The 21,003-nt window shown below is 47.4% G+C and carries 16 protein-coding genes; 9 read left to right on the plus strand and 7 right to left on the minus strand.

Annotated features, from left to right (window positions below; translation table 11 throughout):
• Positions 1 to 429 precede the first annotated feature (429 nt).
• Positions 430 to 1,161, minus strand: a complete 732-nt coding sequence (locus HMPREF9999_RS03195) for a nitroreductase family protein (protein ID WP_009436899.1) — start codon at positions 1,159 to 1,161, stop codon at positions 430 to 432.
• 112 nt (positions 1,162 to 1,273) lie between these two features.
• On the opposite strand from HMPREF9999_RS03195, the gene HMPREF9999_RS03200 reads away from it, so the two are divergent.
• The 5 genes from HMPREF9999_RS03200 to HMPREF9999_RS03220 all read left to right on the plus strand — a co-directional run bounded on the left by HMPREF9999_RS03200 (position 1,274) and on the right by HMPREF9999_RS03220 (position 7,715).
• Complete coding sequence (locus tag HMPREF9999_RS03200) at positions 1,274 to 3,652, plus strand: family 20 glycosylhydrolase (RefSeq protein ID WP_009436900.1); 2,379 nt, start codon at positions 1,274 to 1,276, stop codon at positions 3,650 to 3,652.
• A gap of 323 nt (positions 3,653 to 3,975) precedes the next feature.
• Positions 3,976 to 4,839, plus strand: coding sequence for a ThiF family adenylyltransferase (locus tag HMPREF9999_RS03205; protein ID WP_044063020.1), 864 nt, complete (start codon positions 3,976 to 3,978; stop codon positions 4,837 to 4,839).
• 194 nt (positions 4,840 to 5,033) lie between these two features.
• On the plus strand, positions 5,034 to 5,621 hold the full coding sequence (locus HMPREF9999_RS03210) for an FKBP-type peptidyl-prolyl cis-trans isomerase (RefSeq protein WP_009436902.1): 588 nt from the start codon (positions 5,034 to 5,036) through the stop codon (positions 5,619 to 5,621).
• Positions 5,622 to 5,728: 107 nt separating this feature from the next.
• Positions 5,729 to 6,667, plus strand: a complete 939-nt coding sequence (locus tag HMPREF9999_RS03215; RefSeq protein WP_009436903.1) for an FKBP-type peptidyl-prolyl cis-trans isomerase — start codon at positions 5,729 to 5,731, stop codon at positions 6,665 to 6,667.
• A gap of 178 nt (positions 6,668 to 6,845) precedes the next feature.
• A complete protein-coding gene (locus HMPREF9999_RS03220; protein WP_009436904.1) occupies positions 6,846 to 7,715 on the plus strand; it encodes an FKBP-type peptidyl-prolyl cis-trans isomerase in 870 nt (289 codons plus the stop codon).
• 278 nt (positions 7,716 to 7,993) lie between these two features.
• Here HMPREF9999_RS03220 and pckA read toward each other — a convergent pair whose 3' ends face one another.
• The 3 genes from pckA to HMPREF9999_RS03235 form a co-directional block, all read right to left on the minus strand.
• Positions 7,994 to 9,595, minus strand: coding sequence for a phosphoenolpyruvate carboxykinase (ATP) (gene pckA / locus HMPREF9999_RS03225; protein ID WP_009436906.1), 1,602 nt, complete (start codon positions 9,593 to 9,595; stop codon positions 7,994 to 7,996).
• A 442-nt stretch (positions 9,596 to 10,037) separates the two neighbouring features.
• Complete coding sequence (locus HMPREF9999_RS03230; RefSeq protein WP_009436908.1) at positions 10,038 to 11,261, minus strand: aminopeptidase C; 1,224 nt, start codon at positions 11,259 to 11,261, stop codon at positions 10,038 to 10,040.
• Positions 11,262 to 11,431: 170 nt separating this feature from the next.
• Entirely contained in the window at positions 11,432 to 12,829 is a 1,398-nt protein-coding gene (locus HMPREF9999_RS03235; protein WP_044063021.1) for an aminopeptidase P family protein, read from the minus strand.
• Positions 12,830 to 13,004: 175 nt separating this feature from the next.
• Between HMPREF9999_RS03235 and HMPREF9999_RS03240 the strand changes: the two genes are divergently transcribed.
• Both HMPREF9999_RS03240 and HMPREF9999_RS03245 read left to right on the plus strand, forming a co-directional pair.
• The gene (locus HMPREF9999_RS03240) at positions 13,005 to 13,853 is read left to right on the plus strand and encodes a patatin family protein (protein ID WP_009436910.1); all 849 of its coding nucleotides are present in this window, start codon (positions 13,005 to 13,007) and stop codon (positions 13,851 to 13,853) included.
• A 25-nt stretch (positions 13,854 to 13,878) separates the two neighbouring features.
• Positions 13,879 to 14,946, plus strand: coding sequence for a hypothetical protein (locus HMPREF9999_RS03245; protein ID WP_009436911.1), 1,068 nt, complete (start codon positions 13,879 to 13,881; stop codon positions 14,944 to 14,946).
• Between the two features lie 91 nt (positions 14,947 to 15,037).
• On the opposite strand, the gene rnr is transcribed toward HMPREF9999_RS03245, so the two are convergent.
• The 3 genes from rnr to HMPREF9999_RS03260 form a co-directional block, all read right to left on the minus strand.
• Complete coding sequence (rnr, locus tag HMPREF9999_RS03250) at positions 15,038 to 17,446, minus strand: ribonuclease R (protein WP_009436912.1); 2,409 nt, start codon at positions 17,444 to 17,446, stop codon at positions 15,038 to 15,040.
• Between the two features lie 132 nt (positions 17,447 to 17,578).
• Entirely contained in the window at positions 17,579 to 18,391 is an 813-nt protein-coding gene (gene murI / locus HMPREF9999_RS03255) for a glutamate racemase (RefSeq protein WP_009436913.1), read from the minus strand.
• 142 nt (positions 18,392 to 18,533) lie between these two features.
• The gene (locus HMPREF9999_RS03260; protein WP_009436914.1) at positions 18,534 to 19,085 is read right to left on the minus strand and encodes an OmpH family outer membrane protein; all 552 of its coding nucleotides are present in this window, start codon (positions 19,083 to 19,085) and stop codon (positions 18,534 to 18,536) included.
• A 301-nt stretch (positions 19,086 to 19,386) separates the two neighbouring features.
• On the opposite strand from HMPREF9999_RS03260, the gene HMPREF9999_RS03265 reads away from it, so the two are divergent.
• Positions 19,387 to 20,049: a DUF417 family protein gene (locus tag HMPREF9999_RS03265; protein ID WP_009436916.1), complete on the plus strand. Its 663-nt coding sequence runs from the start codon at positions 19,387 to 19,389 to the stop codon at positions 20,047 to 20,049.
• Positions 20,050 to 20,084: 35 nt separating this feature from the next.
• Positions 20,085 to 20,408 (plus strand): cupin domain-containing protein, encoded by a 324-nt coding sequence (locus HMPREF9999_RS03270; RefSeq protein WP_009436917.1) that lies wholly within the window; start codon positions 20,085 to 20,087, stop codon positions 20,406 to 20,408.
• The last annotated feature ends 595 nt before the right edge of the window (positions 20,409 to 21,003 follow it).

Below are 21,003 nucleotides of genomic sequence, written 5' to 3' on the forward strand. Positions count from 1 at the left end.
CACTTTTTGCTTTCACAACCTTCACAGACTGCCCCTGTCTACTCCTTATTTTCAAGTAAAAATCAAGGAGTTATCATACAAAAAAGTCGGAGATTTCTCATGAAATCTCCGACATCTTTGGGAATATCTCCGACATTTCTTTACAAGTCTCCTATCAGTAAGCAAAATGCTCCTAGTAATTGGAGGAAATAGTCTCTGTTTTCTACCCTCTTTTATCCCCTTTTGTCATGATCTTCTAAAAGGATGTTATAATAAAAGGGTAACCCATTTATTTCAAGCTATTTAGTAGAGAATGTGTGAAGGTTGTGAAAGCAAAAAGTGCAAAAGTGCAGGGTGCGCGCGCGTACGCGAGGGAAAGAGGGAGGATTTTAGAGATGTTAAGGGTGGGGATTTTTCTTGCGTAGAGAAGGTGTGCCCTACCCTCTCCTTTTATTCTCCAATTCGATGATATTGGGAGGAAAAATCTACGCGAAAACGATCGCCTAGCGGACGAGAAGGTTGTCGGATACCACATGAAACAATGAGACTTACTTCGCTGCTGCAAGGTAAACCAAGGATGCGTTTCACGCGATGGGCATCGAAACCCTCGATGGGACAAGTGTCGTAGCCAGCTTCACTCATGGCAAGCATGAAAGTTTGTGCCACGAGAGCACAACTTTTGTGGAGCACAGTGTCCATGGCCCCTTCTGTCATTTGGCGAGGAATGGGTCGAAACCAACCAGCAAAGGTGCTTATGACCTTGCGCACCCCTCCCCACAGTCCGAAGAAGCGACTATAAAGGAAAGGAATCACCTTGGTGTAGTAGGATGTTTGGAGGGCAGTATATTTCTCCCACTTCGCTTGAGGATAAGTGCGCTTGATATTTTCGCGTTGGAAATCAATGTTTTGTTGGCAACGCTCTTTGTAGAGAGAGGGTTCTACGGTGAAAACCACCAATTGTTGAGCGGTGCTTACAGTAGTTTGGCCTAAGCAGGCTGGCACGAGCTGTTGGATCACAGCAGGGTCGGTGATGTGATGAGCGTGCCACAACTGCATATTGGAACTTGTGGGGGCGAGCGTAGCAAGTTTGAGACAATCTTCTACTCGATCGGCAGAAATGGGTTGCTGAGCATCGTAGTAGCGGATGGCACGACGATGTTGGAGTATTTGTTCTAATGACATGATGTTATTTGATTCTGTGAATTGCAAGTTAGAGGTAGCAAAAAAGGCGAGGTAAATAGGAGAAATGAATAAAATTGTTGTATCTTTGTGGCATCAATCAATTTTATCCCTTATGAATTTCTTCAAAACCATAGCTTGCACCTGCTTGTTGAGTGGTTTCTCCCTCACACTTGCAGCACAAAGTGTGCCTAAGGCCTCGTATGATGTAGTGCCACTTCCCAAACAAGTGACTCTCCAACAGCAATGGGGTGACTTTACGCTCACTCCTACCACACGCATTGTTTGCGGTAAGTCGAAAGCCGATCAAGAGAATGCGAAATTCTTGCAACAATTTGTGGCCGATCGCACGGGATTCACGCTACCGATTTCCAACAAACGTGGAAAGACACCTGCTATTGTGCTGAATAGCGCAGAAAAAGGTTTCTCACCCGAAGGTTATCGATTGCGCATCGACAGCGCAACGGTGAGCATTGCAGCTAGCACCAAGGCTGGTGCGTTCTATGGCATCCAAACGCTTCGCAAATCGCTCCCTCACCTCAGCGAAAAGGAACGTGCGGCTATGACGAAGACTGGCAAGATTGCTTTGCCAGGTGTAGACATCAATGATGCTCCACGCTTCGCTTATCGCGGCACGATGCTGGATGTAGCACGCCACTTTGCAACCGCCGACAGTGTGAAACGATTCATTGACATGATTGCTTTGCACGGCATCAACCGCATGCACTGGCACTTGACCGACGACCAGGGTTGGCGCATTGAAATTAAGCAATTTCCCGAACTCACCAAAATCGGTAGCCATCGTTCGGCTACAGTGATTGGTAAAAACACTGGTAAATATGATGGCAAGCCTCATGGTGGATTTTACACTCAAGAGCAGTGTAAAGACATCATCGCCTATGCAGCTGCTCGCAACATCGTGATTATTCCCGAAATCGACCTCCCTGGTCACATGTTGGCTGCACTTGCAGCTTATCCCCACTTGGGCTGCACAGGCGGTCCTTACGAAGTGGGACAAATCTGGGGCGTGAGCAGCGATGTGCTTTGTGCTGGTAATCCCCAAACTTACGAATTCATAGACAAAGTATTGGGTGAAGTCGCTCAATTGTTCCCTAGCAATTATTTCCACATTGGTGGCGACGAGTGCCCCAAAACACGCTGGAAGACTTGTCCTAAGTGCCAAGCTATGATCCAAAAGAATCAACTGCAAGCCGAAGGTAAGCACTCTGCTGAAGAGCGTTTGCAGAGCTATGTGATTCGTCATGCCGAAAACACCTTGGCGCGCTATGGTAAGCGCATCATCGGTTGGGACGAAATCCTCGAAGGGGGTCTTGCTCCCAATGCCACAGTGATGTCATGGCGTGGCGAAGCTGGCGGTATCGAAGCTGCACAAAGTGGTCACGACGTGATCATGTCGCCCAACACTTATCTCTACTTCGACTATTATCAAGCAAAAGATGCAAAGCAAGAGCCTTTGGCAATTGGTGGCTATTTGCCTCTCGAACGTGTTTATAGCTACGAACCTATGCCTGCTGCTTTGACCCCCGAACAGGGTAAACACATATTGGGTGTGCAAGCCAACTTGTGGTCGGAGTATTTCAAGACGCACCGCCAAACCGAATATATGGCTTTGCCTCGTTTGGCTGCTTTGGCAGAAATTCAGTGGCGTCCACAAGGCACGCGCACGTATTCAGAGTTTTTGAAGCGATTGCCTAAGCTCTTCAAACTCTATGAAGAGCAAAATTACAATTTTGCTAAGCACTACTATGACATCATGCCCAAATACACGGCGATAGCAGGCGGCGGTATCCGTGCCAACTTGCAAGTGAATGAGCCTAATGATGCGATTTATTACACCCTCGATGGTACGATGCCTACACAGCAAAGCACGCGCTACACACAACCTTTGGATTTCAAGAGCGATGTGAAATTCCGTGCCGTAGCTTTCCACGAAGTTGCTCCTAATCAATATCAACGTAGTCACGTGGAAAAAGAAGATTTCCACTTCTCTAAATCCACTGCGCGCAACATCACCCTGGTGAATGAACCTCATGCCAGCTACAAATTTGATGGTGCAAAGACGTTGGTTGATGGTCTTGTAGCGAGCAACACCAGCTACAACTCTAGCCGTTGGATTGGATTCCTCGAAAAGCCTATGGAAGCCATTATCGATTTGGGCGAAAACACGACAGTGAGTCAAGTGGCCTTCAACGTCTGTGTAGAGAAAGGCGACTGGATCTATGATGCTCGTCGCGTGGAAATCGCAGTGTCTACGGATGGCGGAAAGACTTGGAACACGATTGTCGCTAAAGACTACGCTCCTCTCACAGAAGCCGACAAGAATGGCATCAAACCTCACGTGTATGACTTTGCGCCTACTACAGCACGATTGCTGAAGATTGTGGCACAACCAGAAACGAGCATTCCTTCTTGGCATCAAGAAGCAGCTGGAAAGCAAGCCTTCTTCTTTATTGACGAAATCACCGTGAACTAAGATACTGAAATATAGTGGACTTTCTCTTCGGGGAAAGTCCCTTTTTTCGGACGTAATATGACCTATTTCTTGGGAGATAGGTCATTATACTTTAACCCAAATCGGTCATTAGACCGTTATAATGCTACTCGTAATTGAAAAGATAACTTCCTATCATCTTTCATTTTCTTGTTGGCATCTTGTTTCTCGTTGGTTCTCGACGTAGCCCACTACGCCTTCGAGCAAACGAGAAACAATCTGCTCAACAATCAAATAAAATCTGTTCAGGATCTAATGACCGATTCGGGTTTACTGCAACCAGACATAATATTCTACAAAACCTCATGACACAACCTACACTAGAACAACAGATATTTCATCGCTCACGCTTGCTCATGGGCGATGCTCCTTTGCAACGCTTGCACGACATCCGCGTTATCCTCTTTGGCGTGGGAGGGGTGGGCAGTTGGTGTGCCGAAAGTTTGGTACGATCTGGGGTGAAACATCTCACCATCGTTGATTCAGACCGCGTGAACATCAGTAATGTGAATCGACAACTCATGGCGACTACAGAGACTGTGGGGCGGGTGAAGGTGGATGCACTCAAAGAGCGACTGCTCGCTATTAACCCTGAAGCTGAAATCATAGCTATCCAAGATATCTACAACGCGGAGAATGCAGCAAGTTTCCAATTGAATGAATATGACGTCATCATAGATGCCATCGATTCGCTGGCTGAGAAGGCGCATCTCCTGCTCACGGCAAGCCGCACCAATGCCCTACTCTTCTCTTCTATGGGGGCAGCTCTGAAGATGGATCCTACGCGCATCCAGGTGGCAGAGTTTATGAAAGTGCGTGGATGTCCGTTAGGAAGGGCGTTGCGTAAGAAGTTTAAGCACCAGAAAGTGCACCCTGCTAAGAAATTTCTCTGTGTGTATAGTGATGAGGTATTGCCCAACCTAGGAGAGGCTGCTGTGGATGGCTACGAACCTACGATAGCAGAGAACACGGCTACACAAGAGGGACGTGAAGATTTGCTTTCGCACAATTGGAACGATCGCAAAGCACAAATCAATGGCACGACGGCGCATATCACGGCTATGTTTGGCTTCATGCTGGCTGGATTGATCGTGCAGCATTTCTATAAGGCAGAAACGGAGATGAACGAGAATAAGACATCACCGACGGAGAATCTCTTGGAAAAATAGCGGTAAACAGAAGAAAAGTAGCGTAAGGCACAAAAAATAAGCGCGTTGTTCGTTCAAACGAAACGAAATGATTATTTTTGCGTTTCGGAATGTAGCCTTATGTTTCCTTATTATTGGGTCTTGCGTAGATGCTGAATAGGATAAAGACTACACTCCCTGTTTATTAAGAAATTCAACAACATCAATTCCCTTTTATGGAAAAACTCTCTTACGCCCTCGGCCTCCTCATCGGTCATAACCTCCAGGGCATGAACATCGATGGACTCGTGACTGCAGAATTCACTCGTGCTGTGGAACATGTGCTGAAAGGCGAAAAGGCAGAAATGACTGAAGTGCAAGCACAAGGCATGGTGCAAGAATACATGAAGGAGCAACAAGAACTTGCTGGTCGTGAAGCTCGCGAAGCTGGTGAGAAATTTCTCGCTGAAAATGCTAAGCGTGAAGGTGTGACCACCACTGCTTCTGGTTTGCAATACGAAGTGCTCACAGAAGCTATCGGTCAGAAGCCTGTGGCTACCGACAGCGTACGTTGCCACTACGAAGGTCGTTTGATTGACGGTACTGTGTTTGACAGCAGCTACCAACGTGGTGAACCTACGAGCTTCCCTCTTCAAGGGGTGATCAAGGGATGGACCGAAGGTCTTCAACTCATGAGCCTCGGTGCTAAGTTCCGTTTCTTCATTCCTTACGAGCTTGCTTATGGTGCACAAGGTGCAGGTGGTGCTATTCCTCCTTACGCTGCGCTCGTGTTTGATGTTGAATTGCTTGGTATCAACGAATAATAGATAACGATTTCCCCTACTCCTCTTTCCTAAAAACTTATCGATATTGAGAGCATGCAAGGAATGAGGATAAGGATTTCTTCTTACGATAATAATAAAACAACAATATGAAAAAAGTATTTTTCGGCACCCTCATGGCTGCTACTGCACTCTTTAGTGCTTGCGGTGGAAACAATCAGTCCACTCCTACTGGTGATTTGAAAGACGAAGTAGACAGCTTGTCTTATGCTGTGGGTCTTTCACAATCTCCTACTCCTGAGCAAATCAAGGAATATCTCATGCAAGCTGGTAGTGACTCTGCTTTTGTAGATGCATTCTTCAAGGGTATGAAGGAAGGTATGAGCATGGCTGACGATAAGAAGGCTTTGGCTTATCAGCTTGGTATGCAAAGTGGTATTCAACTTCAAACACGTCTTTTCCCTCAAGTGGAAGGTCAAGTGTTTGCTGGCGATAGCACTAAGCACCTCAGCGCAAAAAATGTGCTTGCAGGTATGATTGATGGTAAGAACGGTGTGTCTGCACTTGTAGTGGGCAAGGATACTCTTCATCGTGATCAAGCTGGCATGTATATGCAACAGAAGATGCAAGACATGAGTGCTAAAGCCAATGAGAAGGTGTATGGTGCTGCTAAGAAGGCTAACGAAGAGTTCATCGCTAAGATGGCTAAAGCTGCTGGTGTGAAGGCACTCCCTGGTGGTGTTTACTATAAGGAAGTGAAGGCTGGTACTGGTGCTACTCCTAAGGCTGACCAAATCTGCGAAGTAAGCTATGAAGGTCGCTTGATGAATGGCAAGGTCTTCGACTCTTCACAAGACAAGACTGTGAAATTCCCTGCAAACCAAGTGATCAAGGGTTGGACTATCGCATTGACCAACATGAAGGTGGGTAGCGAATGGGAAGTTTACATTCCTTGGAATCTTGCTTATGGTGAGAGAGAACAAGGTCCTATCCCTCCCTACTCTGCTTTGGTCTTCAAGATTAAGCTCGTAAGTGTGTCTGATGCTCCAGCTCAACCTGAGGCTCCTCAGATGCAAATGGGCATGTAATCTGCTTTCTATAGCCCTTTTATCCTGAGTGGTGGACTTACTCATATTGAGAAGTCATTCATCCACTTTTTTATCTATGCACAGAGGAAACGGACTTAGTCTCTGTTTCCTCTGTGGTAATTTTGAAAAGACCTTTGTTCGACTATCTAGCTGAACAATAATAGTAACTCAAGAATACATGAAATTTCGTTCTTTCCTCGTAGTAGCACTTGCTGCTACCCTTTCCTTCTCAGCTTTTGCAGCCAAAAAGACAAAGAAGAATAATAAGAAGGTTGCGCAACCTGTGATGATTAAGCCTGTGAGTGGTGCAGATTTTTCTTACGCTGCTGGTGTGGCTCAGTCTGCTAGCTTGGCGCAATACATTGCTCAACGTTCTGGTGTAGACTCTGCGCACATCAAGGATTTTGTAGCTGGTCTTACCAAAGATTTTACTCCTGAAGAAGCCGCTAAGCTTCGTGCTATGGTAGCAGGCCTTGAAATCAAGAATCAGTTGCCTCAAATCGTACAGAGCATGAACCAACAGGCTACTGGTAAGGCTGATACTTCTTATGTGGATGCTGCAGCTTTCACTATGGGATTATCTGAAGGTTTGATGAACAATAGCAAGATTACGGCTGATTCTGCTAAGAAAGTGGAGCAACAGCAGTATGATTTCTACACACAGCAGGTGAAGACGCTCAATGCTGAATACTTGGCACAGTATGCTAAGCAAAAGGGTGTGAAGTCTACAGCTTCTGGTTTGCTCTACAAGGTGTTGAAGCAAGGTGATGGTGCAATGCCTGCTGATACTTCTCAAGTGGAAGTGCACTATGAAGGTCGTTTGGTAGACGGCACAGTGTTTGATAGCAGCTATAAACGTGGCGAAACAGCTACGTTTGGTTTGAACCAAGTGATTAAAGGTTGGTCAGAAGCTGTGAAGCTAATGAAGGTAGGTTCTGAATATGAAATCTGCTTGCCTTACAACCTCGCTTATGGCGAGCGTGGCACTCGTGGAATTCCTCCCTTCTCTACCTTGATCTTTAAGATTGAACTAAAGAGCATTAAATAAGAAGACTCGCTTTTTGTATCAAGCTCTTCTTAGGACTTTATTTTATCCCCAGAGATTTTAAAGTAAATCTCTGGGGATTTTTTTGCTTGTTACAGATTATCTCAGTGCGAGGTGAAGGAAGCTACCTGTGAGTTCTTATTTGCTGCTGAAGGCGAAATATGTGAGTGATATGGGTGGTCGATATGTGAATAGTCTCATGATGTTGCAACAAAAGAAATGGCGCATCCCACCGAAGTGGAATGCGCCATATATAGGCTTTTGAGACTAGTGAAAGTCTATTAGAGCTGAGGACCAGCAGCAACGAGAGCCTTACCAGCTTCGTTGGTGGTGTACTTAGTGAAGTTCTTCACGAAGCGAGCTGCGAGATCCTTAGCCTTTTCTTCCCACTGAGCTGCATCAGCATAAGTGTCGCGTGGGTCGAGGATTTCAGTAGCCACACCTTCGAGTTGAGTGGGGATCTCGAAGTTGAAGATGGGGAGCTTCTTAGTAGGAGCGGTGAGGATAGCACCAGAGAGGATGCCGTCGATGATACCGCGAGTATCCTTAATAGAGATACGCTTGCCAGTACCGTTCCAACCAGTGTTCACGAGATATGCCTTAGAACCGTTAGCTTCCATCTTCTTCACGAGCTCTTGAGCATACTTAGTGGGGTGGAGTTCGAGGAACGCCTGACCGAAGCATGCAGAGAAAGTGGGAGTAGGCTCAGTGATACCGCGCTCTGTACCTGCAAGCTTAGCAGTGAAGCCAGAGAGGAAGTAGTATTGCGTTTGGTTAGCGTCGAGGATAGACACGGGAGGCAATACACCGAATGCGTCAGCAGAGAGGAAGATAACGTTCTTAGCTGCGGGAGCTGCAGACACAGGACGTACGATGTTTTGGATGTGGTGGATGGGGTAGCTCACACGAGTGTTCTCGGTAGCAGACTTGTCAGTGAAGTCAATCTTACCGTTAGCGTCCACGATAACGTTCTCGAGGAGAGCGTCGCGCTTGATAGCTGCGTAGATGTCGGGTTCGCTTTCCTTGTCAAGGTTGATTACCTTAGCGTAGCAACCGCCTTCGAAGTTGAAGACACCGTTGTCGTCCCAACCGTGTTCGTCGTCACCGATGAGGAGACGCTTAGGATCGGTAGAGAGGGTAGTCTTACCAGTACCAGAGAGACCGAAGAATACAGCGGTGTTTTCGCCGTTGAGGTCAGTATTGGCAGAGCAGTGCATAGCAGCGATACCACGGAGGGGGAGGTAGTAGTTCATCATAGAGAACATACCCTTCTTCATTTCACCACCGTACCAAGTGTTGAGGATAACTTGTTCCTTGCTAGTGATGTTGAATGCAACAACAGTCTCAGAGTTGAGGCCGAGTTCCTTGTAGTTTTCAACCTTAGCCTTAGAAGCGTTGTACACAACGAAGTCAGGAGTGAAGTCCTTGAGTTCTTCTTCGCTAGGCTTGATGAACATGTTGGTCACGAAGTGTGCTTGCCAAGCTACTTCAACGATGAAGCGAACAGCAAGACGAGTGTCCTTGTTAGCACCGCAGAAACCGTCAACAACGAAGAGACGCTTGTTAGAAAGCTCCTTCTTGGCAAGATCTCTAACAACTTCCCAAGCTTCTTCAGTCATGGGGTGGTTGTCGTTCTTGTACTCTTCAGAAGTCCACCATACAGTGTCCTTAGAGTTTTCGTCGACAACGATGAACTTGTCCTTAGGCGAACGACCAGTGTAAACACCAGTCATCACATTTACAGCACCGAGTTCGGTTGCTTGACCTTTTTCATAACCTTCAAGGGTAGCCTTAGTTTCTTCTTCGAAAAGCTGTTCGTAAGAAGGGTTGTGCACGATTTCAGTTGTACCGAAAATACCGTGCTGGGTAAGATCTAATGCCATTGTGATAGATATTAAATAGAATAGTAATATTGTTCTTCTTGGCGGAAGAGCATAGCTTGGTGGTTTTGCTCTTGTCTAATAAGATTTTGAGCTGCTTTTATGTCTTTTTTTGACAGGCATCCTTTAGGAGGGTGCAGACCTTTGCACTATGCGAGACAAAATTACGAAAAACTTTTGGTCATCACCAACATTCTGTGCCATTTTCTTTGATTATAGTGCCTATTTTCTGCATTTTGAAGATTATACTTCTTTTTTTATTGATTGTGTATGCAAAAAATCTCCCGAAACCCTTTTTGAAATGCGGAGAGTTTCGGGAGATTTGAGGTTATATCGGACTATGTCGTGAAGGATATAAGTCTTGATTTAGAGCAAGATTCGAGACTTATTACATGCCATCGAACACAGCAGAAAAAGATCAAGCTGAGAAGCTGCGTTTTACTTTTTAGATGCCAAGCTTAGTGCGGATGGCAGCAGGAATGGCATTCTTGTTGATGACGATGTTCATCGTCTTGTAAGCAGCGTAAGGCTTAGAGATGTACCAGAATCCTTTGTAAGGGCCATATTCACCCCAAGAGTTCTTCATCATGAAGTACTCCTTGCCGTTTTGATCCTTAGCAAGACCGTAGATTTGCATGCCGTGGTCATCAGTGGTTTCCCAAGTGTCATAGCCCTTTTGACGCATTTCTTGCGTGATGGTCATTTCACCTTGTCCATCTGCTGCATTGATTTGTGCACCAGCTTTTTCACCTGTCCAACGAGATTGGTCGCTACCAACGCCTGCACTTGACTTGGTGTTGGGGACAGTGGCTACGCAGCGGTTTTTGCCTGTGCGGCGAGAGAAACCGTCTTCGCTCACGTCAGCACCCCAAGCAAAGGTGTAGCCATTGCGTACTGCGCTCTCCATAACTTCCATGAGTTCGTTGATGGGGAGGTTGTAGCTAGGAGCCCAACGCCAGTTGTCTTGTACTTCGATGATGAAAGTCTTGTAGAAAGGCACGTGAGTGAAGGATGCCAAGCTCACGTAGTCAGCAGGATCAAGCTTGAGATAGTCCTTAACGTAAGACTGAGGAGTGTATTCCTTGCCTGCTACCTTGAAAGTCTTAGGATATTCTCCAAAATAGCCATCGAGCATTTGTTGAACAGTCTTCTTCCAAATGGGGTTGATGGTCTTCTTGTCCTTGTCGGTAGACACGCTCTTCACGAAAGCTTCGAGACCAGGCCAGAATTGACGGAAGTTGAAGAGGCTATCGCCATAGGGGAGGTTGGGGTAGGGCATAGTGCCTTCGGGAGTGAGACCATAGTGTTCCATGGCGTAGATAACGTCATAGAAAGAACCACCTTGTGAGAAGCTAGCATCACCGTGAGTGCGTACATTGCGGTCAGCACGATCCACATAGGTGTGAGACACAACGAATGATTCGCTGAGATCAACATCAGCAGGCTTGAGTTGAGGATTCTTTTTCAACACTTCGCTTTCGAGGAATGCCAAAGAAGAGTAAGCCCAGCATGTACCAGAGTTGTTTTGGTTTTTGATGCTTGTCACAGGATTGGCTACTACGGTAGTAAATACGAGGGTGTCCTTGGGAAGAGCCTTCTTCTTGGGGGCAGCTTGTACTGCACCTGCCAAGGCAAAACCAGCGAGGGCGAGGGTAAAGAATTTCTTCATTAGTCTGTTATTGAGAGTTTATAAATTACGATTGTAATGTGAGGATGCTCCGAGGGTTGGAAAACCCTATTGTGTCAGCATTTCTGTGGCAGTATAAGTGCTTATAATATGGATACTGCTTATAATGCCATTATAACTGCTTACAGTTTTTGATTATAACTGCATCTATCTTATTGTGCCAAGAAGGCTTCTACGTCCTTAGCGTGGTAAGGCACGAGTTTTTCGCCTAAGAATCGGCAACCATTTTCGGTGATGAGCACATCGTCTTCGATGCGGATGCCACCAAAATCTTTGAACTTTTCAATTTCGTCGAAATTGAGGAATTGCGCGTTGGTACCTTCTTTGCGCCAGAGGTCAATGAGGTCTGGAATAAAGTAGATGCCAGGTTCGTCTGTCACCACGTGACCCACTTCGAGTTCGCGACCGAAGCGCAAGCTAGCGAGTCCAAATTGTGTAGAGGGTCGAGTCGCAGCGTCATAACCCACGTGAGCTTGTCCCAAAGCCTCCATGTCGTGCACATCCATACCCATAGCGTGTCCCAGTCCGTGGGGTAGGAACAAGGCGTGTGCACCAGCGGCCACAGCTTCGTCCACATCACCCTTCATCAATCCGAGAGCTTTGAGACGTTCGGTCATCAAACGGCACACAGCAAGGTGTACATCCAAATAGCGCACACCAGGTTTTGCCACATCGAGTGCCAGATCGTGGCAGTCTACTACGATGTCATAAATATCACGTTGACGTTGGGTGAACTTTCCAGCCACTGGGGTAGTGCGAGTGTGGTCTGAGCAGTAGTGTTCACGCGTTTCGCAGCCAGCATCGACCAAGAGCAGACGATCGCCACCTAAAACAGCTTGTGAGGGGAAGCCATGGAGCACTTCGCCGTGCATAGAAACAATGCTGGGGAAGGATACTTGGCTACCCAAGGCAGCGGCGATGCCATCAAGAGCACCGGCAATCTGAGCCTCTGTCACGCCCTTTTGCACAGCCATGCGCATAGCTGTAGTGTGCATCTCATAGCCAATGGCTGCCGCGCGCTCGAGTTCGGCCACTTCTTCCGCACTCTTGATGTTGCGGAGCTTCACCACAGCATCAATCAGCGTTTGACTAGCTGCAGCGCGTTGTTGATTGGGATGGAGTCCAGTAAGATCCATGAGTTGGATCATCAAGTCGTGGCGATAAGGAGGGAGGAAATGCACCTTTCGTCCTTGCGCTTTAGCTTGTTCAAACACACCTTGCAGCATACCCATAGGAGCCGTGTGTGCAATGCCGCTTTCTACTGCCATGTCTGCCACAGAAGGCACAGGGCCAGTCCAAATCACATCGTCAATGTCGATGTCATTACCCACCAAGGTTTCAGCACCGCTTTCGCAGTCTATCACAAGAGCCAATCCATCACGATGTTGTCCCGTGAAATAGAGGAATGAGCTATCTTGACGAAACTTGTAAGGATTATTGGGGAAGTTGCAGGGGCTATCATTATTGCCTAAGAGCACGATGACTCCGCTGCCCACCAATTGGCGCAAACGGCTACGGCGTTCCGAGTATGTGGCGGTTGAAAAGAGCATAAGCGCAGAATTTAGAATAATTATTTCCGCAAATATACGCTTTTTTACGCGAATAGGGGGACCATTCCATGATAATCGTGTACCTTTGCACATATTTTAATATACATGAACGACAGGTGTTACGTGATGACCATTGAATCATCTGAATTTGTCGAAGAAAACAAGATATAGAGCTATGGCACAGACAGGATTAGTTTTAGAAGGCGGCGGCATGCGCGGAGTTTTCACCGCAGGCGTCCTTGATTATATGCTCGATGCTGGCATCACCTTCCCCTATGGCATTGGTGTTTCTGCTGGTGCTTGCCATGGAATGTCCTATCTGAGTCAGCAGCGCGATCGTGCACGCAAGACTTCGATCGATATGCTCGAGAAGTATCAGTATATCAGTTGGAAACATTTGTGGAAAATGCACTCTATCTTCAATCAGGAAGTGCTTTATGATCGTATGGTCAATGAGATTCTACCTTTCGACTACGACACCTGTTTTGCCAATCCCATGCGATTTGAGATTGTCACGACCAATTGTCGTACTGGACGTGCTGAATATCACATCGAAACGTCCGACGGAGAACGTCTCCTCAATCTTTGCAAAGCCTCTAGCTCGTTACCTTTCGTTGCACCTATTGCCATGGTTGATGGAGTGCCCATGCTCGATGGTGGCATCACCGATCCCATTCCCATCGAGCACGCAGTGGCTCAAGGATTTTCGCACAACGTGGTAGTCCTTACCCACAATCGGGGGTATCGCGATGAGGGGAGTGATTACCGCATGCCGAGTTTTGTTTATAAGAAGTATCCTCGTCTTCGAGTTGCTCTCTCGCATATCAAAGAGGTGTACAACGACAAAATAGAACTCGTAGAACGTTTAGAAGAATCAGGGCGTGCGCTTATCATTTGCCCCAAACATCCCCTAGAAGTAGACCGTTTGGGCACACGAACCGATCTCTTGCAAGCCCTTTATGAAGAAGGATATGCTTGCGCTGAACGCATTTTGACTTCCGATTATGGGAAATCCTTCCTCTGATTTCCTTGCCACCTCCTAACTGCTCATGTCTCACACTCTCCATCTCTTCAATCCTTGGCACGATGAAGCACTGGCTGCCAATGTTCAGTTCTATTCTCCTAGCTTAGCAGGACGAAAACTGGCGCATGTTTTGGCTGAATTGCCACGCTTTTGGGGAGAGGAGGACGATGAATATTTGCAATTGCCAGAGTCTGGACGTGTGAAAGACCTACTTCCTCCCGATTGGACGAAAATCAATAGCATTGATCCATGGGGGTGGGACAATCATGTAGTGGAAATCTTCCAACGTCTAGGCGCACCCGAAGCCTTATTGCCCACTGCTGAGCAATTGCGCGAAATTCGCCATTTGAGCAGTCGTGCCAACGTCTCTGAATTGTTGGCAGAAGATAGCGAATATCTTCTCTTTGCCCGTCCAGGAGTTATCCCTTTTAGCAGTACTTTTTGCCGTTCTATGCAGGAAGTCACAGCAGCTCTTGAGCCGTTGGAGGGTCGCGCCATGCTGAAAAGTCCATGGAGCAGCAGCGGACGTGGAGTATTCCCTATTAAAGGCACGTTAGATCCTGTGGCAGCAGCTCGCGTGCAAAAGATTTTACAGCAACAAGGGGGTATCGAGGTACAATCGCTTCACGAGGTTGTCGCCAACTTCGCTTTTGAATATCACGCCCTCCCTGACGGCACGATGGAGTATGACGGACTTTCTCTTTTTCAAGCTGCGCCTGGTGGGGCTTATCTGGGTAATCTTGTGGCGCATCCTGCCGTGATGGAACGCGAACTCTGCACACTCCTCGCACCGCTAGCGGCAGGTTGGGGCATAGCCGAAACAGAACTCCCCCAACTCTTACACCACTTACAATCCTCCCTAGTACAGTTGCTTTCGCGATGGTTGCATGCGCGCTATGTGGGTCCCCTTGGTGTGGATTTGCTCGTCACGCCCACAGGCATCCATCCTTGTGTAGAAATAAACCTGCGCCGCACCATGGGGCATGTGGCAGTAGCTCTCGGTCATCAGCAAGCAGCCACCACACCGCTCCAACTCCTGCAAATCTCGCTCGATGGTTGGCAATTGGTTCCACTCTCTTCTGCCGAATCTTAGGGATAATCGACTTCTATTCTATGACAAACCCCCACAAATCTTTGTTGATTTGTGGGGGATTGTTTTTAGCTAGGCTAGGCAAGCGAGGAGTTTATTTGCGTTTCTTGGCTTTCTTGCCCTTCTTTGCAGCCTTCTTGCCTTTGCTAGATGCCTTAGCCGAAGCAGACTTGCCAGAAGATTTTGCACGCTTGTTGGCTTTTTTCTTCCCAAAACGCTCGGGAGTCAAACCACGCTGGTTGTGCAGAACACTGCGCGCTGCGCTAGACTGACTGTCGTAGGTGATTAAGCTGTCTTCCTCAATGATAGAGAAGTCCAGTTGTCGGCGTTCCAGATTGGCGTGTTCCACACGGAAACGCACTTTGTCGCCAAGATTGTAGACTCTTCTCGTGCGACGACCTACGAGACGATAATTGTCTTCGTCAAATTCGTAGTAGTCGCTCGACAAATCACGCATCGGCACCATACCTTCGCACTTAGAGAGAGTGTCTTCCACGTAGATACCAAATTCGGTCACTCCAGAGATGACACCGTCAAACTCTTGTCCGATGCGGTCGGCCATAAATTCTGTCTGTTTGTATTTGATGCTCGCGCGCTCAGCAGTGGCAGCCACCAATTCGCGCTCAGAGCAGTGCTCACAGAGTTCTTCATATTTTTTCGCACTGACAGAGCGGCCACCTTCGGCATATTTTGCGAGAAGACGATGCACCATCAAGTCGGGATAGCGACGAATGGGCGAAGTGAAGTGCGTGTAGTGGCGGAACATCAGACCATAGTGACCAATGTTGTGCACCGAATAGCGTGCTTTCATCATCGCACGCAGTGCCACCATCTCCACCACATGTTCTTCCTTCTTGCCTTTCACCTCCGCGAGCAGATTGTTCAGGCTTTTAGAAACGTCCGTTTTCGAACCCTCGGTGCGCATCTTGTAGCCAAACTTTGACACGAAACCGCGGAGTTTCTCCATCTTTTCGGCATCGGGCACATCGTGAATACGATAAGGCAACACCTTCGGTTGTTTGCCCTTCGGCACGATAGCCACCTTTTCAGCCACGGTCCGGTTGGCGAGGAGCATAAATTCCTCTACGAGTTTGTTGGCATCCTTGGCAATCTTCACATAAGTGGAGATGGGATGTCCCTTTTCATCAATTTCAAAGCGCACTTCGGGTCGGTCAAATCCGATAGAACCTCCCTTAAAACGCTTGGCGCGTAGTTGCTTCGCGAGGTGATCGAGCTGAAGCACCTCCATTGCCCATTCCCCTTGTGGATTTTCTTTAGAACCATCCACTGCAGGGTGTTCACCAGGCAATGCCAAGTCATCGGGAGAGGCTTGTCCATTGCGCTCAATGATAGTTTGTGCTTCTTCGTAGGTGAAACGGCGGTCGCTGCAAATCACAGTTTTCGCCACTTGAGCATGCAGCACATCAGCATTATTGTTCATCTCGAAAATCACCGAATAAGCCAACTTTTCTTCGTTGGGGCGGAGCGAACAGATGTAGTTGCACAAGCGTTCGGGGAGCATCGGTATGGTGCGATCCACCAAATAAACACTCGTGGCACGGCTCAAGGCTTCCTGATCGATTACGCTATCTTCGAGCACATAGTGACTCACATCGGCAATGTGCACACCCACTTCCCACGTGTCGTCTGTGAGACGGCGGATAGACAGCGCATCGTCAAAGTCTTTCGCATCGCGGGGGTCGATGGTGAAGGTCGGTATTTGGCGAAAATCTTCACGTTTGGCGATTTCCTCCTCAGTAATACCAGGATGGAGCTTATCTGCCGCGCGTTCCACATTTTCGGGATAGGTGTAGGGTAGTCCATATTCCGCCAAAATAGCGTGCATCTCAGTGTCGTTTTCTCCCTCTTGTCCGAGCACGTCCACCACTTCACCACGGGGACTCTTGGTGTCTTCGGGCCAGTCCACGATTTTCACAATCGCTTTGTCGCCCGTCTTTCCTCCGTGGAGCAAGTCACCAGGAATGAAGATATCTGCCCCAATCTGTCGTTCGGTGAGAAGGAAACCATAGCGATCGTGTTCCACATGAAGACGTCCCACGAAGGTGTCTTTGGCGCGACGAATGATTTCCACCACTTCGGCTTCGCGAGTGTGACTGCGACGACGTGCCACCATCGACACGCGCACCAAGTCGCCATCCAGAGCGTGGTGAGCATTGAGTTCCGTCACGAGGATATCCTTACCGCCATCGCTAGGCACAAAGACATTGTGCCCATTGCGCTTGCGACGGAACGTACCCTCGATGAGTTGTGCCGCGCGTTCAGCGTGACGATAGTTCCCTTTCTGATCAGTGGAGAGGAAATCGTCCAACACGAGTTCTTTGAGCACATCAAGCACGAGCATTTTGGCAGGGTGGGTGAGTGCACCCACCATGCTGAAGATGGTTTTTACTTCGAGTTGTTGCCCTTGGCTTTGCTCGAAGAGTACCAGAAGTTTGTTGCGCACCTCTTTTTTAGTGAGGCGACTTTTCGTCTTTTTGGGCATGATGTTAGACGTTTAGGGTTATATCCTTGTGAGGTATGTTGAGGTCTTCTACTAGAGGCTCAGTCATCTCGTTTGCTTTCTCATGCTATGACCTTGTGTAGGGCATCGCAGATAGATGGGTGAGGCTGATGTCTACAATGTTATTTGCTCCACTGTCACGTCTGTGTCGGGCATAAAGATAGTGGCACTTTCGCGAAACTTGTTGGGCTCTTCTGTAGTGAGAAATTCCACAGTGCCGTTTTTCGCTAGTCTTGTTTCCATCTCTGGGTGTCGCTGCAGATAGTCGCACAGTGAGTGTGCCACATAGTCCCCTTGTGGCACCACGGTGATGCCGCGCGGCACATGGCGAAGGATGGCTGGAAGCAGGAGAGGGTAGTGCGTGCATCCCAGCACCAGGGTGTCGATGTCGGGGTCGATGCGGAGGATTTCGTCGATGCGTTTCTTCACGAAATAGTCTGCACCAGGACTGTCAAATTCGCCATATTCCACCAGTGGCACCCACATGGGGCAAGCTAGTCCTGTGACCTTGACATCAGGGAAGAACTTTTCAATCTCCAAATCGTAGCTTCGGGAACGAATTGTGCCTTGGGTAGCCATGATGCCTACATGTCGCGAATGAGTGATGTCGCCCAAGGCTTCCACGGTGGGGCGTATCACACCCAGCACTCGTTTGTCGGGAGCAAGGGTAGGGAGATCGTTTTGCTGAATGGAGCGCAATGCCTTTGCCGAAGCGGTGTTACAAGCTAGGATAACGAGTTCACAACCACGATTGAAGAGTTCGCGCACCGCCTCTAGGGTGTAGCGATAGACCACATCGAAGGAGCGCGAACCATAAGGGGCTCGTGCATTATCGCCCAAATAGAGATAATCATATTGGGGCAAGAGTTGGCGCACCTGTCGCAATATCGACAGACCACCATATCCTGAGTCGAATACTCCAATCACGATTGTAGAGATTAGACGTTAGAGATTAGATGTTAGAATTTAGACGTTAGACATTAGAGTTTAGCACCATGCTGCAAAGAGTCCAATTACGTAGCTCGAGCCACGCTTGTCGTGGTGAGCACAAAAGGGTCTGTGACCCTCTCTAGCGTCTAACATCTAATTTCTCTTTCACAAAGGCAGTAGCATCTTCGCAGAGAGCAGGATTGAGATAGGGCAATGCCTTCAAGTCTGCATCGAAGATAAAATCGTATTTACGCTCAGCTCCCACCACACGGATAGCTGCATCCACCTTGTCTTCAATGGGTTGCATGAGTTCGCGCTCTGCTTGACGGAGCAATTCTTCAGCTTGTTTGCGAAAAGCCAAACCACGTTCCATAGAAGTTTGCAGATCTCCTTGGCGTTTCAGCAAAATAGCCTCTGGCAGATTGCGTTGGATTTGGAGATATTCCGAAAATTGGCGGCGGAAAGATTCCTCATTGTAGCGTGCTTCTCGCTCATATTTAGCACGAAGACTGTCAAGCTGTGTGCGAGCGTGCTTGATTTCAGGCAACTGAGCCAAAATCGCCGAGCGACTCACACTGCCATAGCGCGCAGCACTAGGAGAAAGAGTCGCTTCTGTTGTAGAGTTTTGTGCTACCATAGGAGTAGCCACTGTGCAAAAAATAAAGATGAGAAAAGAGAATATGCGATTCATGAGCTGTATATTTTGTTTACCTTATACTGCAAAGGTACTTTATTTTGCTAATGCGTACATGAAAATGAGAGTAAAACTTGCAGGGAGTGCAATAAATTTGTACTTTCGTATCGTTTTCGATGCGTTTTGACTCTACTACTGTCCACTCCTCTTCATAATCTGGACACAGCTAACGAACTAACACAGCGTTTGATAAGGGGTTTTTCGTATCAAAGTGTATTTTAATACCAACTATTTTCACCTAGGGCAACATATTCCCTAAACCATTTATTTATTTCAACACCCTAAATTATTTTCTATTATGGCTACTATCAACTCTTTGTTTGATTTTGCGTCGCGTATTCTTCTTTCACTTGAGCGTCATTTCTATACCTACCTTCGCATTGCCATCTTCTTGGTTATGGCTTGGATTGGTGGACTCAAAGTGTGTCAATATGAAGCTGATGGCATCGTACCCTTTGTGAGCAATAGCCCCTTTATGAGTTTCCTCTACAACAATTCTTCTAAGACTGCCATTCATCCTAAGACTGGTAAGGAAGTCAAAGAATACAACCTCCATAAGAATAAAGAAGGTGAAGTGATTGTGGAGAACATTAAATGGCACCAAGAGAATGGCACTTATGCTTTCTCCATTGGTCTGGGTCTGATGATTTGCACCATTGGTACTCTCGTGCTCCTCGGCATCTGGTCACCTCGTTTGGGCATGCTCGGTGGATTGCTCACCTTCGGTATGAGCATCGTCACACTCTCCTTCTTGGTCACCACTCCCGAATGCTGGGTGCCCAATCTTGCTGATGGCAACACCTATCCTCACGAAGGTCTTCCCTACTTCGTCGGTAGCCATGGTTTCCCCATGCTTTCTGGTGCTGGTCGCCTTGTTATCAAAGATGTCATCATGAGTGCAGGTGGTCTGCTCGTTGCAGCTGAAGCTGCTCGCCGATTCCTTGCTTCTCGACAAAAATAATATACCATTCAACACTCCTAAAACAAAACTAGATTATGAACACTTTTGAAAAAGGCGTGGTGTTTTCACCTGCCAACACAGTGGAATATGCAGAGGGTAGTGTCGTTTCTCGCGAAATCCTCCGCAACAATGCCGGCACGCTCACGCTCTTTGCTTTCGATGCTGGTCAAGGACTCTCAGAACATACCGCTCCATTTGATGCCACAGTGACCATCCTCGATGGTGAGGCAGAAATCACCGTGGGTGGTGTGGTGCATCATCCCAAGGCAGGCGAAATGCTCATCATGCCTGCAGGTGTGCCTCATGCCCTCCAAGCAGTGCAGCGTTTCAAGATGCTCCTCACCATGATTCGTGGTTAGACATCCTTCACCTTATATAGCCTTATGTGCATCGCCCCATCATCGACTAACGATGATGGGGCGATTTTTATTTTACTTTCTCCTCAGTGAATTTTTTCTATTCATTTTTCAACAGATTTTCTTCTGTTGCCAATAGACTATCTGTTCGGGCAATAAGTATGAGTTGCTAACAGCTGTGAAATACACATTCTCGCGCGTACGCACGCGCGCGCACCCTGCAATTTTGCACTTTTTGCTTTCACAACCTTCACACAAATCTTTGTAAATCGTTCTTGCATAGTGAATTATCGACTATTTTTGAACACTATTTCACAGAATTCTGACTGCAACACGAAATACGGGCAAAAAGATCGTTTGAAAAGGGGATAATCGCTTCCCAAAAGACGATGATGTGAAAATGTGTTTATCTCAATCTCTAGCGAACAAATTCGGAGATTTCTGGGCTTTCCCAACTTTTCTCGGACATCGCTTCAAAACTCTCAGAGATTTGCCAGAAAATGTCCGACATTTTTTGTTGTAACTCCTTGATATTTATCTCGGAACTACGACTTTCTACTCCTCTTGTGTGAAGGTTGTGAAAGCAAAAAGTGCAAAA

Origin of the sequence: Alloprevotella sp. oral taxon 473 str. F0040 (assembly GCF_000318095.2) — a bacterium.
GTDB lineage: Bacteria > Bacteroidota > Bacteroidia > Bacteroidales > Bacteroidaceae > Alloprevotella.